Origin of the sequence: Streptomyces pseudovenezuelae (assembly GCF_001513955.1) — a bacterium.
GTDB lineage: Bacteria > Actinomycetota > Actinomycetes > Streptomycetales > Streptomycetaceae > Streptomyces > Streptomyces pseudovenezuelae.
On the sequence record NZ_KQ948149.1, the window covers coordinates 864639 to 879689 of the forward strand.

The following is a 15051-nucleotide window of genomic DNA, read 5'->3' on the forward strand; positions in this document are numbered from 1 at the left end:
CGCATGAACACAACCGGACGATGGACGGCGGCAGTTGTGGGAGCCGCACTGCTCCTCGGCTGCGTCTCGCAACCCGCCGTGTCGCACTCCGCCGACACCGAACGGGTGCTGGTCTTCTCCAAGACGGCCGGCTTCCGGCACGACTCGATTCCCGACGGTGTCGCCGCGGTGAAGCAGCTCGGTGAGACCGGCGGCTTCACGGTCGACGCCACCGAGGACGCGAACGCGTTCACCCCGAAAAACCTGCGCCGGTACGACGCGGTCGTGTTCCTCTCCACCACCGGCGACGTCCTCGACCCCACCCAACAACGGGCGTTCGAGGGCTACATCCGGCAGGGCGGCGGATACGTCGGCATCCACGCGGCCGCCGACACCGAGTACGACTGGGCGTTCTACGGCGGCCTCGTCGGCGCCTGGTTCCAGTCGCACCCGGCGATCCAGCCGGCCACGGTGGTGGTCGAGGACCGGGCCCACCCGTCCACGTCGGAGCTGTCACCGACGTGGAACCGCACCGACGAGTGGTACAACTACCGTTCCGATCCCAGGGAACAGGTCCACGTCCTGGCCGCCCTCGACGAGTCGTCGTACACCGGCGGCACGATGAACGGCGACCACCCGATCGCCTGGTGCCAGGACTACCAGGGCGGCCGGGCCTTCTACACCGGCCTCGGCCACACCAAGGAGTCGTACGCCGACCCCGCCTTCCGCGGCCACCTGCTGGGCGCGATCCGGTACGCGACCGGCGACGCACAGGCCGACTGCCGGCCGGAGAACGGCTACCGGCCCCTCTTCGACGGCACCGCCGAGTCGCTGGCCGACTGGCGACAGGCGGGCCCGGGCTCCTTCATCCGCTCCGACGACGGCACGCTCACCTCGTCCGGCGGCATGGGGATGCTCTGGTACGCCGGCCAGGACCTCGGGTCGTACTCCCTCAAGCTCGACTGGAGGATGGCGGGCGCCGCCGGGGACGACAACTCCGGCGTGTTCGTGGGCTTCCCGCCCTCGGACGACCCCTGGTCCGCCGTGGACAACGGCTACGAGATCCAGATCGACGCCACCGACGTACCCGAGAAGACGACAGGGTCCGTCTACGGATTCCGCTCCGCCGACCTGAGGAAGCGCGACCGTGCGCTGAATCCGCCGGGGGAGTGGAACACGTACGAGATCCGGGTGGAGGGGGAGCGCCTGCGCGTCTGGCTCAACGGTGTGAAGATCAACGATTTCACCAACACCGATCCGGCCCGGAGCCTGCGTGACGGACATGTCGGCATCCAGAACCACGGAGCCGACGACCGGGTGTCGTTCCGCGACATCCGGATCAAGGAACTGCCCGTCAAGGGCGGCTGAGCGGCGGCGGGCGGGGGACGCCGGACCCCCGCCCGCCGTCTTTTCTCCCCGCACTTCCGGGGTTCGCACACGACGCGTTCGACAAGGAGGCTGCCCATGTCCGCGTCCGATTCCGTACCGCGTGTCGGCGTCTGGCTGATCGGGGCCCGAGGTTCCGTCGCGACGACGGTCGTCGCGGGCTGCGCCGCCATGACCGCGGGTCTGCACCCGCCGACGGGTCTGGTCACCGAGACCCCGCCCTTCGCCGGGAGTGGCCTGCCCGCCCTGTCCGCCCTTGTCTTCGGCGGCCACGACACGGTGGACTGCCCCCTGCCCAAACGAGCCGAGGCCCTGGCGGCGGGCGGCGTCCTGCCGCACGGCCTGCCCGCCGCGGTGAGCGCCGAACTCACCGCCGCCGAACGGGAGATCAGGCCCGGCGGCCCCCTCCCCGGCGACACCAGGACCGAGGAGGACCTGATCGCCGCCTTCGCCGCGGACATCCGGTCCTTCGTACGACGCGGCCGGCTGGCCCGCGCGGTGGTGGTGAACGTGGCCTCCACCGAACCCGCCCCCACTGGCGAGGCCCTGCCGCCGAGCTCCCTCTACGCGGCGGCGGCCCTGCGCGCAGGGTGCCCGTACGTGAACTTCACGCCCTCCACGGGCCTGCACCACCCCGCCCTCGCCGGACCGGCCGAGAGCTCCGGCCTGCCCCACGCGGGCCGCGACGGCAAGACCGGCCAGACCCTGCTCCGGTCCGTCCTGGGCCCGATGTTCACCCAACGCGCCCTGACGGTCCGGTCCTGGTCCGGCACCAACCTCCTGGGCGGCGGCGACGGAGCCTCCCTCGCCGACCCGGCGGCCGCCGCGGCGAAGAACGCCGGCAAGGAACGTGTCCTGGCCGACACCCTCGCCGGCACCCCCGAGGGCGAGGTCCACATCGACGACGTCCCCGCCCTTGGCGACTGGAAGACCGCCTGGGACCACATCGCCTTCGACGGTTTCCTCGGCACCCGCATGATCCTCCAGACCACCTGGCAGGGCTGCGACTCCGCGCTTGCCGCCCCCCTCGTCCTCGACCTGGCCCGCCTGACCGCCCGCGCACACGAGCGCGGCCTGTCCGGCCCGCTCGGCGAACTGGGCTTCTACTTCAAGGACCCGGTCGGACCGGGACCTTCGGGACTGGGGGAGCAGTACACGGAGCTGCTGGGGTTCGCGCGACGGCTCCGGGCACAGCCGGCCGAGGGCGGCCCGGGAGGCGGCCGCAGCGGGACCCCGGCCCACCGCGGCGGCACGGGGGAGCAGCAGTGAGGGCGGGCAGGGCAGCGATGGGTCGCCTGCCCGAGGGCGCGGGTGGGCCGACGACACCGCTGAGCGCCGCCCGCACGGACACCGGGAGCGCGACCGCGACAGCTCTGCCTAGCACCGCCCTCGCGCCCCTGGCCGGACGCTTCGCGAGAAGGGTGAGCGTCACATGACCGACCCCCTCTCCCCACACCGGCCCGTCCCGGACCCGGACAGCGCCCCGACCGACCCGACCGGCACACCTCGGCCCCTTCGCGATCCCGGCGACACGGCAGCCCCCCGCGCACGCCCCAGGTCCGCTCCGGAACCCGGCGCCACCCCGCTCCGCTTCGGCTACGGCACAAACGGCCTCGCGGACCTCCGCCTGGACGACGCCCTGACCCTGCTCGCCGACCTCGGGTACGACGGTGTCGGTCTGACCCTCGACCACATGCACCTGGACCCCCTCGCCCCCGACCTGGCCGCCCGCACCCGCCGCCTCGCCCGCCGACTGGACGCGCTCGGACTGACGGTGACCGTGGAGACGGGCGCCCGCTATGTGCTCGACGCGCGCCGCAAGCACGGCCCCTCGCTGCTCGACCCCGACCCGGACGACCGCGCCCGCCGGGCCGGCCTGCTGCTCCGGGCCGTCCAGGTCGCCGCCGACCTCGGCGCGCACGCCGTGCACTGCTTCAGTGGCATCACCCCGACGGGCACCGACCCGGACACCGCGTGGAAACGTCTGGCCGAGACCCTCACCCCCGTCCTGGACACCGCCACCGCCGCAGGCGTCCCCCTCGCCGTCGAGCCCGAACCGGGCCACCTCCTCGCCACCCTCGCCGACTTCCACCACCTCCGCACCACCCTCGGCGACCCGCCGGCCCTCGGCCTGACCCTCGACATCGGCCACTGCCAGTGCCTCGAACCCCTGCCGCCCGCCGACTGCGTACGCGCCGCCGGCCCCTGGCTGCGGCACGTCCAGATCGAGGACATGCGTCGAGGCGTCCACGAACACCTCCCCTTCGGCGACGGCGACATCGACTTCCCGCCGGTCCTCGCCGCGCTGGCCGACACCGGCTACCGGGGCCTGACGGTCGTCGAACTGCCCCGCCACTCCCACGCGGGCCCCCACTTCGCCGAGCACTCCCTCCCGTTCCTCCGTCAGGCAGTGGCGCTCTCACAAGGAAGCACTCCATGACCCACCTTCCTGCCCACCAGGCAACCCCCGCGGCGGACACCCAGGGCACCACCCTCGCCCGAACCCCGCCGCACGACCTGCACGCCCACCTCGCCGACCGCCTCGGCGAAGCCGCCCGCGGCTGGCTCGACCAGGCACTCGACGAGGCCGCCGCCCACCCCGGCGCCCACGGCCCCATCTCCGTGTGGGAGCTGCGCCTCGCCGAGGCCGGACGGCGCTGCGGCCCCGAACACGCCGACGCCGCCCGCATCCTGATCCTGCACGCGGCCCGCGCCGACACCGACGCCCTGACCCGGGTCTACGCCCAGGGCACCGCCGCCGAACGCCGCGCCGTCCTGCACGCCCTGCCCCACCTCGTGCCCGGACCGCAGGCCCTCCCGCTCGTCGAGGACGCCCTGCGCACCAACGACACCCGCCTCCTGGCCGCCGCCGTCGGCCCCTACGCCGCCCGCCACCTCGACGCCCACCACTGGCGCCACGCCGTCCTGAAGTGCCTGTTCACCGGCGTGCCCGTGACCGAGGTGGCCGACCTGGAGCGGCGGGCCCACGCGGACCGCGAACTCGCCCGGATGCTCGGCGACTACGCCGCCGAACGCACCGCCGCGGGCCGTCCGGTGCCCGAGGACCTGCACCGCGTCCTGACCCTGACCGACCCCACCGCCACCCCACCCGCGCCGGCCGCCGACCACGGCCCGAACGGCGCGGAGGGCCCCCACGGCAAGGAGTCCTGATGCGCATCTTCGACCCCCACATCCACATGACGTCACGGACCACCGACGACTACCAGGCCATGCACGCCGCCGGTGTGCGCGCCGTGGTCGAACCCGCCTTCTGGCTGGGCCAGCCCCGGACCTCCCCCGCCTCCTTCCTCGACTACTTCGACTCCCTGCTGGGCTGGGAGCCCTTCCGCGCCGCCCAGTACGGCATCGCCCACCACTGCACGCTCGCCCTGAACCCGAAGGAGGCCAACGACCCGCGCTGCCTCCCCGTCCTGGACGAACTGCCCCGGTATCTCGTCAAGGACCAGGTCGTCGCCGTCGGCGAGATCGGCTACGACTCCATGACCCCCGCCGAGGACACCGCCCTCGCCGCCCAGCTCCAGCTCGCCGCCGACCACCAGCTGCCCGCGCTCGTCCACACCCCGCACCGCGACAAGCTCGCGGGCCTGCGCCGCACCCTCGACGTGGTCCGCGAATCCGCCCTGCCCACCGACCGGGTCCTGGTCGACCACCTCAACGAGACCACCGTCAAGGAGGCCAAGGACAGCGGCTGCTGGCTCGGCTTCTCCGTCTATCCCGACACCAAGATGGACGAGGAGCGCATGGTGGCGATCCTGCGCACGTACGGCCCCGAACAGGTCCTGGTGAACTCCGCCGCCGACTGGGGCCGCAGCGACCCCCTCAAGACCCGCAAGGTCGGCGACCTGATGCTCGCCGAGGGCTTCGGCGAGGACGACGTGGACCGCGTCCTGTGGCGCAACCCCGTCGCCTTCTACGGACTCAGCGGCCGGCTCGACCTCGACATCGCGGCCACCGAAGCCACCCACGAGGGCAACTCCATCCTCCGCGGCGGGGCGTGAGCCATGCGCTTCCGCCACCCCGACGGCACCACCGTCCACCTCGCCTACTGCACCAACGTCCACCCCGCCGAGACCCTCGACGGCGTCCTCGCCCAGCTCCGCGACCACTGCGAACCCGTCCGCCGCCGCCTCGGCCGCGACCGCCTCGGCATCGGCCTGTGGCTCGCCCGCGACGCCGCCCACGCCCTGGTCAGCGACCCCTCCGCGCTGCGCGACCTGCGCTGCGAACTCGACCGCCGCGGCCTCGAAGTCGTCACCCTCAACGGATTCCCCTACGAGGGCTTCGGCGCCGAGGAGGTCAAGTACCGCGTCTACAAGCCGGACTGGGCCGACCCCGAACGCCTCGACCACACCACCGCCCTGGCCCGCGTCCTCACCGGAATCCTGCCCGACGACGTCACCGAGGGCACCGTCTCCACCCTGCCGCTCGCCTGGCGCACCGCCTACGACGACGGGAGCGCCGACAAGGCCCGCACCGCCCTGCTCACCCTCGCCGAACGCCTCGACGCCCTCCAGGAGCTGACCGGCCGCTCCATCCGCGTCGGCCTCGAACCCGAACCCGGCTGCGTCGTCGAGACCACCGGTGACGCCGTCGCCCCGCTGGCCGCGATCGCCCACCACCGCATCGGCATCTGCGTCGACACCTGCCACCTCGCCACCTCCTTCGAAGACCCGCACACCGCCCTGGACGCGCTCACCGCCGCCCGCGTCCCCGTCGTCAAGTCCCAGCTGTCCGCCGCCCTGCACGCCGAGCACCCCCACCTGCCCGAAGTGCGCGAGGCACTCGCCGCCTTCGACGAACCCCGCTTCCTGCACCAGACCCGCACGTCCACCGCAGCGGGCCTGCGCGGCACCGACGACCTCGGCGCGGCCCTCGCCGGCGACGCCCTGCCCGACGGGGCACCCTGGCGCGCCCACTTCCACGTCCCGCTGCACGCGGCCCCCGCCGCACCCCTCACCTCCACGCTCCCCGTACTCAAGTCCGCCCTCACCCGGCTCGTCGGCGGCCCGCACCCGCTCACCCGCCACCTGGAGGTCGAGACCTACACCTGGCAGGCCCTCCCACCCGAACTGCGCCCCCGCGGCCGCACCCAGCTCGCCGACGGCATCGCCGCCGAACTCACCCTCGCGCGCGACCTGCTGACGGACCTCGGCCTGAAGGAGCTGCCATGAGCCACCAGCCCCCGGAGGCGGGACCGACCCCTCTCCTCGTCCTCGACGTGGTCGGCCTCACCCCCCGTCTCCTCGACCACATGCCCCACCTCAAGTCCCTCGCCCAGTCCGGGTCCCACGCCCCGCTCGGCACCGTCCTGCCCGCCGTCACCTGCGCCGCCCAGTCCACCTTCCTCACCGGCACCCACCCGTCGGAGCACGGCATCGTCGGCAACGGCTGGTACTTCCGCGAGCTCGGCGACGTACTCCTGTGGCGCCAGCACAACGGTCTGGTCGCCGGCGACAAGCTGTGGGACGCCGCCCGCCGCGCCCACCCCGGCTACACGGTCGCCAACATCTGCTGGTGGTACGCCATGGGCGCCGACACCGACTTCACCGTCACCCCCCGTCCCGTCTACTACGCCGACGGCCGCAAGGAACCCGACTGCTACACCCGCCCTCCGGCCCTGCACGACGAACTCACCGACAAGCTCGGCACCTTCCCCCTCTTCCACTTCTGGGGCCCCGGCGCGGACCTCGTCTCCAGCCGGTGGATCATCGACGCGACCCGCCACATCATGGGCACCCGCCACCCCGACCTGACCCTCTGCTACCTCCCTCACCTCGACTACGACCTGCAACGCTTCGGCCCCGACGACCCACGCTCCCTGAAAGCCGCCGCCGACCTGGACAGGGCGCTGGTCCCGCTCCTGGACGACGCCCGCGCGGAAGGCCGTACCGTCGTCGCGCTCTCCGAGTACGGGATCACCCGCGCCGACCGGCCGGTCGACATCAACCGCGCCCTGCGCCGCGCCGGACTCCTCGAAGTGCACACACAGGACGGCATGGAGTACCTGGACCCGATGGCCTCCCGTGCCTTCGCGGTCGCCGACCACCAGATCGCCCACGTCTACGTGCGCCGCCCCGAGGACCTCGACGCCACCCGCGCCGCACTCGACGGTCTGCCCGGCATCGGCCAACTCCTCGACGACGAGGGCAAGAAGGCCCACCACCTCGACCATCCGCGCTCCGGCGAACTCGTCGCCGTGGCGGAGCCGGACGCCTGGTTCACGTACTACTACTGGCTCGACGACGACCGCGCGCCCGATTTCGCGCAGCTGGTCGAGATCCACCGCAAACCCGGCTACGACCCGGTCGAACTCTTCACGGACCCGCTCGACCCCTACGTCAAGGTCAAGGCGGCCACCGCACTGGCCCGCAAGAAACTCGGCCTGCGCTACCGCATGGCGGTCGTGCCCCTCGACCCGTCACCTGTTCGCGGCAGCCACGGCCGCCTCCCCGAGAGCGACGACGACGGTCCGCTCCTCATCTGCTCCACCCCCCGCGCCGTCGGCGACCGCGTCGCGGCCACCGACGTGAAGTCACTCCTGCTCCGACTGGCCGGTCTTTCCTGACTGGTCCCCAGTGAAGCACCCACCACTGACAACGCCCTCCGACACCGAGGAGTCCCAGGCATGAGCCGCATCTCCCAGCCCGACCCCGAACTCACCCACCGCCTCACCAGACGAGGCATGCTCGGCGTGGCCGCGGGCGCCACCGCCGCCGCAGTGCTGGGCGCCGCGGCCTCCCCGGCCGGCGCCGCCCCCGAGGCCGCGACCGGCACCACCGGGCACGGCCGCGGCCGCCCCGTCCTGCCCCCCGGCCGCCTCGGCATCCAGCTCTACAGCCTCCGCGACAAGGTCTCCACACTCGGCTTCGCCCCCGTCTTCGCCGAACTGGAGAAGTACGGCTACGACGAGGTCGAGTTCGCCGGCTACACCCAGGGCTCGGCCGGACCGATCACCCTCGCCCAGCTCAAGCGCCTGGCCCGCGACCACGGTCTGAACCCGATCGGCAGCCACGTCGGCTACTACGCGGACGACCCGAACGCCTACACCTTCGCCCAGAACCTCACCAAGGTCCTCGACGACGCCCAGGCCCTCGGCCTCAAGCACATCGGCACCGCCTCGGGACCGTTCCGCTACGGCTCGACCGTCGACGCGTGGAAGCGCGCCGCCGAGGAGTTCAACACCTACGGAGCCGCGGCGAAGGCACGCGGCATGAAGTTCTACCAGCACAACCACTCGGAGGAGTTCTCCTTCGCCACCGACAACCCCAAGGTCCGTCTCTACGACGTGCTGCTCAGGGAGACCGACCCCGACCTGGTGTTCCTGGAGATGGACATCTTCTGGGCCTACTCGGGGCAGTTCCGTTTCTCCAAGCGGCCCGACGGCACCCCCGCCCCGTTCGAACCCCTGAACTACGTCCTCAGGCAGCCCCACCGCTACCCGCTCTTCCATGTGAAGGACGGTGTGAGCGACCCCGCCAACACCTACGGCTACCGCATGACCGACGTCGGCGACGGCGACATCGACTACCAGAAGTTCATCTCCGCCGTGACCCGGCTGCGGGGCGAGCGTCTGGCCCACCACTGGCAGGCCGAGCACGACCAGCCCGCCGAGTCGTTCACCTTCGCCCGCCGCTCCAGCGCCTACCTGCACTCGCTGCGGGAGAAGTGCTGACCGCACACGACTGAGGCGGGACCCCGAGGGCGCAGGGGGCGCTCCCCGCCCTTCGGGGTCCCGCCGTCGTGCAGCGGGGAGGACCGTCAGCCCCGGGCGACCGCGAGGGCCGCCGGGGTGATGCGGTCCTCGCCCGCGTACACGTTCATGGAGAGGCCGCCGAGGCAGCCGACAGGGGTGAGGCCGGTTCCGGTGTCCGCGTCTTCTCGACGGGCACCTTCTCGATCCGGATCGCGGCAGCCTGGAACTCCACGGTCCCCGCGATCGGACAACCGGACCCCTGCGTACGCCGGTCGACGTCCGTTCCGTCCGGCGGACGGCCGGTCATGAACGCCAGACCGGGCCGCAGCGCCGGATCCACCCACACCGGAGCCGTCGTCGAGCCCCGCCGGGTGATGACCCGGACCTCTTCGCCCACCACCACGCCGTAGCGCTCGGCGTCCTCCGGACTCAGCTCGACACACTCGGTCCGTCGCACCGAAGACGCCGAACCGCCCGTCCGGAGACGGGTGTTGTGCGAGTCCGGGCGGCGTCCCTTGGTCAGCCGGACCGGGTACTCCTCGTCCGTCAGGTCGACGGGAGGGGAGTGCCGGACCAGATGGAAAGGCGTCCGCCCGGCTCGGTCGTCGGGGCCGCGGCCGGTGAGCAGCGACAGGTCGGTCAGCGCGCGGGCCTCCTCGTGCCCGGTGCCGACGGCGGCTCGCAACGGCTCGCCGCGCGCGTAGGTGTGCGCCAACTCCCGTACGACAGCGGCCGGTACGCCCGTCACCTTCACCGCGAGCGACACGGTCCACGGCTCGACGAGCTGCCGGTACTCCTCGAACCCGGAGGTCGAGCGCTCGATGGACGCCCGGTCGGCCAGCCCCGCCCGGATGATCTCCCGGCCGATCGCATGGACCAGCGCGACCCCGGTGCCGGCGTTCGGCCGGATCCGAGGTGACGGCCCGACGGCGCGGATGCCCGGTTCCGTCATGCCGCGGACCGGAGCGCGAGGAGGTCGGAGAGGGCGTGGACGGTGCGGAGCGTGGGCACGTCCACCCCGGTGATCTCCGCCAGCTCGATGACGGCTGTGAGCAGGACGTCCAGTTCCAGTGGCTTGCCGCGCTCCAGGTCCTGGAGCGTGGAGGTGCGGTGGTCGCCGACGCGCTCGGCGCCGGCGAGACGGCGTTCGATCGAGACACCGACGGAGCAGCCGAGGGCCTCGGCCACCGCGAGAGTCTCCGCCATCATCGTCTCGATGACCTTGCGGGTGCCGCCGTGCAGGCACATCTGGCGCATGGTGGCACGGGCCAGCGCGCTGATGGGATTGAAGGAGATGTTGCCCAGCAGCTTGAGCCAGATGTCGTCCCGCAGGTTCGGCTCGACCGGGCACTTGAGCCCGCCGGCCTGCATGGCCTCGCTGAAGGCCTGACACCGGGGTGAGAGGCTGCGATCGGGCTCCCCGATCGAGAACCGGGTGCCTTCCAGGTGCCGTACGACACCTGGCCCTTCGAGCTCGGTCGCCGCGTAGACGACGCACCCGATGGCCCGGGAGGGAGCGAGCACCGCACTGACCGCGCCGCCCGGGTCCACACTCTCGATGCGGTGGCCGTCGTGCGGGCCGCCGTGCCGGTGGAAGTACCACCAGGGGATGCCGTTCTGCGCCGCGACGACCGCGGTGGTGTCGGTGAGGAGGGGCTCGATGAGCGGCCCGCACGCCGCGTACGAGTTGGCCTTCAGACCGAGGAAGACATAGTCGACCGGGCCGACCTCGGCCGGGTCGTCGGTGGCGTGGGCGCGGGCGGTGAAGTCACCGCGCGGGCTGAGGACTCGGACACCGTGCTCCCGCATGGCCGCCAGATGCGGACCGCGGGCGATGAGATGGACGTCGGCACCGGCGCGGTGGAGTGCCGCGCCGACGTAGGCACCGATGGCTCCGGCGCCGAGGACTGCGACTTTCATGGGTGGAAGCTCCGTTCGGTGAGGGTGACCGAGGAACTGCCGACTTTGTCGACTGGATATTGTCTACAGGATGGGGAGAGTGCTCAGCAAGGGTTCTGACGGGTTCCGACCTCACCAGGGCCCATGAGCTGCTGCTACGCCCCGGTAGGGTCCGCGTCGGCGGGGTTTGTGCGCCGTAGACTGTAGGCGAAAACCAATTCATACTTGGCTCTCAGCTGCAGCGACGGCGCTGTACAGGAGGGACCGCGATGTTGCCGACGACAGGACTGCCGTACGGGACGGTGCCCAGGCTTGAGCGTCCCGGTCCACTGCGCGACCGTGTCTACGGCGCGCTGCTCGAACTCATCACGACCCGTGCCCTGCAACCGGGTCAGCATCTGGTGGAGAGCGAGCTGGCGGGCCATCTGGGGGTGTCCCGGCAGCCGGTGCGGGAGGCTCTGCAGCGGTTGAACACCGAGGGGTGGGTGGATCTGCGTCCGGCCCAGGGTGCGTTCGTGCACGAACCGACGGACGAGGAGGCGGATCAACTCCTCACCGTGCGTACGCTGTTGGAGGCCGAGGCTGCCCGGCTCGCGGCGGCCAATGCGGGCAGCGCCGGAATCGCCGCCCTGGAGGAACTGTGCGCGCAGGGCGAGAGCGCGGTCGCCGCCGACGACGTGGACGCCGCCGTCGCCCTGAACGCCCGACTCCACGCCAAGGTCATGGAGTTGGCGGGCAACGCGGTCCTCGCCGAGCTGGCCGGCCAGGTGGACCGCCGGGTGCGCTGGTACTACACGCCGGTCGCCCGGCAGCGCGGCCGGCAGTCCTGGACCGAGCACCGTGAGCTGATCGCCGCGATCGCCGACCGGGACGAGCAGCGCGCCACCGCGATCATGCGGCACCACACGGAACACACGCGGAAGATGTACCACGACCGCGAGAAGTAGCCCAGGAAGCGGACCAGCTCAGGGGCGCTCGCCCCTCGGGCGGCCCTTCCCCGACGTCGTGGGGAAGGGCCGCCCGCTGGTCCGAACGGCCGTGCTCAGGCCGCGGCTTGTGGCTGTGGCGAGGGCGCTCCGCTCCGCGGCCGCCCCGGCTGCCGCAGCAGCAGGGTGATCGCCGCCGCCAGCATCGAGGTGACGCCGGCCAGGGCGTACGCGCCGTCGTAGCCCCACGCCGCGACGACCATGGAGCCGAGGCCGCCGCCGAACAGGCCGCTGATCAGCTTGCCGCTGTACACCAGCCCGTAGTTGGAGGCGTTGTAGTTCTCCCCGAAGTAGTCCGGGGTGAGCGCCGCGAACAACGGGTAGAACGCACCGCCGCCGAACCCGGACAGGAACGCGAAGACCAGGAAGAGCGACTCGCTCCGGATGTCGCCCGCCCAGATCACCCCGAACTGCGCGAGGCCCAGCACGACGATCACGAACACCAGCGTGGACTTGCGGCCCCACTTGTCGGACAGCCAGCCCACCACGCCGCGCCCGATCCCGTTGATGACGGCCATTACCCCCATCGAGGAGGCCGCGACCAGGGGGCCGAAGCCCACCTCCTTGGCGTAGTCGACCTGGAAGGAGATCCCGAAGATCGACACGCCCGCGGTCATGACGAGGGCGATCCACATGAGGGGGAGCATGCCGGTCCTGACGGCCTCCTTCGGCGTGAACTGCCGTACCGCCGGAGGGTTCTTGGCCAGGGCGACGGCCCCCTTCCCGCTGCCGCCGTGGGTGAGCGGGTCGATGTCCGCGGGCCACCAGTTCTTCGGCGGGTCCTTGAAGAAGAACGCGCACCCTACGACCACGATCAGGATGTAGCAGCCGATGAGGTCCAGGACACGGTGGTAGTTCGCCGTGTCGAAGCCGTAGTTGAAGATGAAGATGAAGGGCAGTGATCCGTACGCGAAGCCGCCGTTGACGAACCCGGTCCTGGCTCCCCGGCGTTCGGGGAACCATTTGCCGACCATGTTGATGCAGGTCGCGTAGACCAGCCCGGCGCCGATTCCCCCTATGACGCCGAATCCCAGGATCGCCAGCCAGACGTTGCCCAGATGCGACAGGGCGAGGAATCCGACCAGACACATGCCCGAGCCGAGGTACATCGCCTTGCGGGCGGTCAGGATGCCCTTCTCCCGCAGCCAGCCCGCCGGGAAGGCGATGCCGGCCTGGAAGAAGACCCAGACACTGAGGATCCAGAAGGTGTTGCTCTGCGTCCAGCCGTGGGCGTGGGACAGGGTGTCCTCGGCCGAGCCGTACGCGTACTCGAAGACGCTGATGGCCATCATGGTCATCCAGGGCAGGTACACCATGATCTTGCGCGAGTGGCCGAGGATGTCCCGGTCGGTCTCGCCGATGCGGTAGACGCGGCCGCCCGCGTCGGTGACTTCTCGGTAGGGACGTGATGCGGCGGTGGAGTGTGCGCTCTTGTCGGTCTCGCTGCGTGCTGCGTACGGATCTGCCGTCATGTCAGGCCATTTCCTCGCCGAGCGGTTGCGGGTTGGGGACGGTCCGACGGCTGGTCTGGGGCCTGCCGGGCGCCTTCAGGAACAGCGCGAGGACCGCGGACGCCAGGCCGATGGAGCCGGCCAGCACGAACGCGCCCTGGTAGTCCCAGGCGCCGACCACGATCGAGCCGACACCGGAGCCGACGAGCCCCGAGATGAGCTTCGAGCTGTAGACCATGCCGTAGTTGGAGGCGTTGTTGTTCTCACCGAAGTAGTCGGCCGTCATCGCGGCGAACAGCGGGAAGATCGCGCCGCCGCCGAAGCCGGAGACCATGGAGCAGAAGAGGAAGAACGGCATGCTGCCCATCTGGCCGGAGACCAGCACACCGAACTGGGCGGTGCCCAGCACCAGACACACGATGATCAGGGTGTTGCGGCGGCCGAACTTGTCCGAGATCCAGCCGATCACCCCGCGCCCGGTGCCGTTGACGATCGCTTTCAGCGACATCGCCGTGGCCACGATCCCGCCCGCGAAGCCCATGTCCTTGCCGAACGGCACCTGGAAGGCGATGCCGAAGATGTTGATGCCGGCCGTGCACAGCAGGCAGAACCACATCATCCACAGGACGGGCGTGCGCGCGGCCTCCCCCGGGGTGTACTGCTTGACGGCCGGCGGGTTCTTCTCCAGCGCCCGCCGGATCTTCGGGTCGTCGGTCATCTTCAGCGGGTCGACGTGCGGCGGCCACCAGTTCTTCGGCGGGTCCTTGAAGAACCAGCCCGCGAACGCCACCACCGAGCAGCAGACCAGGCCCACCGTCACCAGCACGCCCTTGTAGTTGCTCAGGTCCATGTACGACGTGAACAGGAAGACGAAGGGCACCGAGCCGTAGGCGAAACCGCCGTTGACCATGCCGGTCTTGCCGCCCTTGCGCTCCGGGAACCACTTGCCGACCATGTTCACGCAGGTCGCGTACACAAGACCGGCGCCGATACCGCTGCACACACCGAAGCCCAGATAGGCGACGATCACGTTCGGTGCGAACGCCAGCGAGACGTAGCCGAGGACGGTGCCCAGCGCGCCGAGCATCATCGCGTAGCGGGCCGGGAGTTTCCCGCTCTCCCTGAGCTGCCCGGCCGGGAAGGCCACGGCCGCCTGGAAGAACACCCAGACGCCCATCAGCCAGAAGATGTGCCCACTGCTCCACAGATGCGCCTCGTGCAGAGTGTCCTCGGCCGACGTGAACGCGTACTCCGAGGAACTGATGCCCAGCATGCCCATCCACGGGAAGAGCACCATGGTCCATCGTGGCCGTCCCATGATGTGCCGGTCGGTCTCGCCGATCCGGTACACGCGGCCGTTGCGGTCCGTCACCTCCCTGAAGGTGGCGGACGACGAGTAGTCGATGGCTGTCATAGTCTTCAAGCACTCCTTGCGTCGAAAGATCTGGCCAGCGCCCCCTGTCCAAATTCCTTTCGTGCGCGCACGGATCCCGGGGTCCGCCGACGCGCACCGCCGCCGGTCCCCGCGCTCTTTCACGTCATGGACCACCGCCCCAGGGCCCGGGAACGTGGTTCCGGTTCACCACGTCAGATCACCCCGCCCGACCTGAGGAGCCGCAACTCCTCGTCACCGAGA

12 protein-coding genes and 1 pseudogene are annotated in these 15051 nt (G+C 71.2%); 9 read left to right on the forward strand and 4 right to left on the reverse strand.

The window, feature by feature from the left end:
- The first annotated feature begins 3 nt into the window (after positions 1-3).
- The 8 genes from AQI94_RS28020 to AQI94_RS28055 all read left to right on the forward strand — a co-directional run bounded on the left by AQI94_RS28020 (position 4) and on the right by AQI94_RS28055 (position 9058).
- Positions 4-1347 carry a ThuA domain-containing protein gene (locus tag AQI94_RS28020; protein WP_031058525.1) on the forward strand — a complete coding sequence of 448 codons (1344 nt, stop codon included), beginning with the start codon at positions 4-6 and terminating at the stop codon, positions 1345-1347.
- A 96-nt stretch (positions 1348-1443) separates the two neighbouring features.
- Positions 1444-2634 (forward strand): inositol-3-phosphate synthase, encoded by a 1191-nt coding sequence (locus tag AQI94_RS28025; protein WP_031058524.1) that lies wholly within the window; start codon positions 1444-1446, stop codon positions 2632-2634.
- 163 nt (positions 2635-2797) lie between these two features.
- Positions 2798-3805 (forward strand): sugar phosphate isomerase/epimerase family protein, encoded by a 1008-nt coding sequence (locus AQI94_RS28030; protein WP_062229988.1) that lies wholly within the window; start codon positions 2798-2800, stop codon positions 3803-3805.
- Positions 3802-4536, forward strand: coding sequence for an EboA domain-containing protein (locus AQI94_RS28035; RefSeq protein WP_031052326.1), 735 nt, complete (start codon positions 3802-3804; stop codon positions 4534-4536). The genes AQI94_RS28030 and AQI94_RS28035 overlap by 4 nt, the downstream gene beginning before the upstream one ends.
- The gene (locus AQI94_RS28040) at positions 4536-5384 is read left to right on the forward strand and encodes a TatD family hydrolase (protein WP_031052323.1); all 849 of its coding nucleotides are present in this window, start codon (positions 4536-4538) and stop codon (positions 5382-5384) included. Before AQI94_RS28035 ends, AQI94_RS28040 begins: the two co-directional genes overlap by 1 nt.
- Before the next feature lie 3 nt (positions 5385-5387).
- The gene (eboE, locus tag AQI94_RS28045; RefSeq protein WP_031052320.1) at positions 5388-6557 is read left to right on the forward strand and encodes a metabolite traffic protein EboE; all 1170 of its coding nucleotides are present in this window, start codon (positions 5388-5390) and stop codon (positions 6555-6557) included.
- Positions 6554-7951 (forward strand): nucleotide pyrophosphatase/phosphodiesterase family protein, encoded by a 1398-nt coding sequence (locus AQI94_RS28050; protein ID WP_031052317.1) that lies wholly within the window; start codon positions 6554-6556, stop codon positions 7949-7951. The genes eboE and AQI94_RS28050 overlap by 4 nt, the downstream gene beginning before the upstream one ends.
- A gap of 60 nt (positions 7952-8011) precedes the next feature.
- Positions 8012-9058, forward strand: coding sequence for a sugar phosphate isomerase/epimerase family protein (locus AQI94_RS28055; protein ID WP_062229989.1), 1047 nt, complete (start codon positions 8012-8014; stop codon positions 9056-9058).
- Between the two features lie 145 nt (positions 9059-9203).
- On the opposite strand, the pseudogene AQI94_RS46720 reads toward AQI94_RS28055, so the two are convergent.
- Positions 9204-9689 (reverse strand): annotated as a pseudogene (locus AQI94_RS46720) (molybdopterin dinucleotide binding domain-containing protein); the annotation flags it as partial.
- 338 nt (positions 9690-10027) lie between these two features.
- On the reverse strand, positions 10028-10999 hold the full coding sequence (locus AQI94_RS28065) for a 2-dehydropantoate 2-reductase (RefSeq protein ID WP_031053137.1): 972 nt from the start codon (positions 10997-10999) through the stop codon (positions 10028-10030).
- A gap of 251 nt (positions 11000-11250) precedes the next feature.
- Between AQI94_RS28065 and AQI94_RS28070 the strand changes: the two genes are divergently transcribed.
- The gene (locus AQI94_RS28070) at positions 11251-11925 is read left to right on the forward strand and encodes a GntR family transcriptional regulator (RefSeq protein ID WP_107119435.1); all 675 of its coding nucleotides are present in this window, start codon (positions 11251-11253) and stop codon (positions 11923-11925) included.
- Positions 11926-12020: 95 nt separating this feature from the next.
- On the opposite strand, the gene AQI94_RS28075 is transcribed toward AQI94_RS28070, so the two are convergent.
- Both AQI94_RS28075 and AQI94_RS28080 read right to left on the reverse strand, forming a co-directional pair.
- Complete coding sequence (locus AQI94_RS28075; RefSeq protein WP_031053227.1) at positions 12021-13436, reverse strand: OFA family MFS transporter; 1416 nt, start codon at positions 13434-13436, stop codon at positions 12021-12023.
- 1 nt (position 13437) lies between these two features.
- Positions 13438-14829, reverse strand: coding sequence for an OFA family MFS transporter (locus AQI94_RS28080; RefSeq protein WP_031053234.1), 1392 nt, complete (start codon positions 14827-14829; stop codon positions 13438-13440).
- Between the last annotated feature and the right edge of the window lie 222 nt (positions 14830-15051).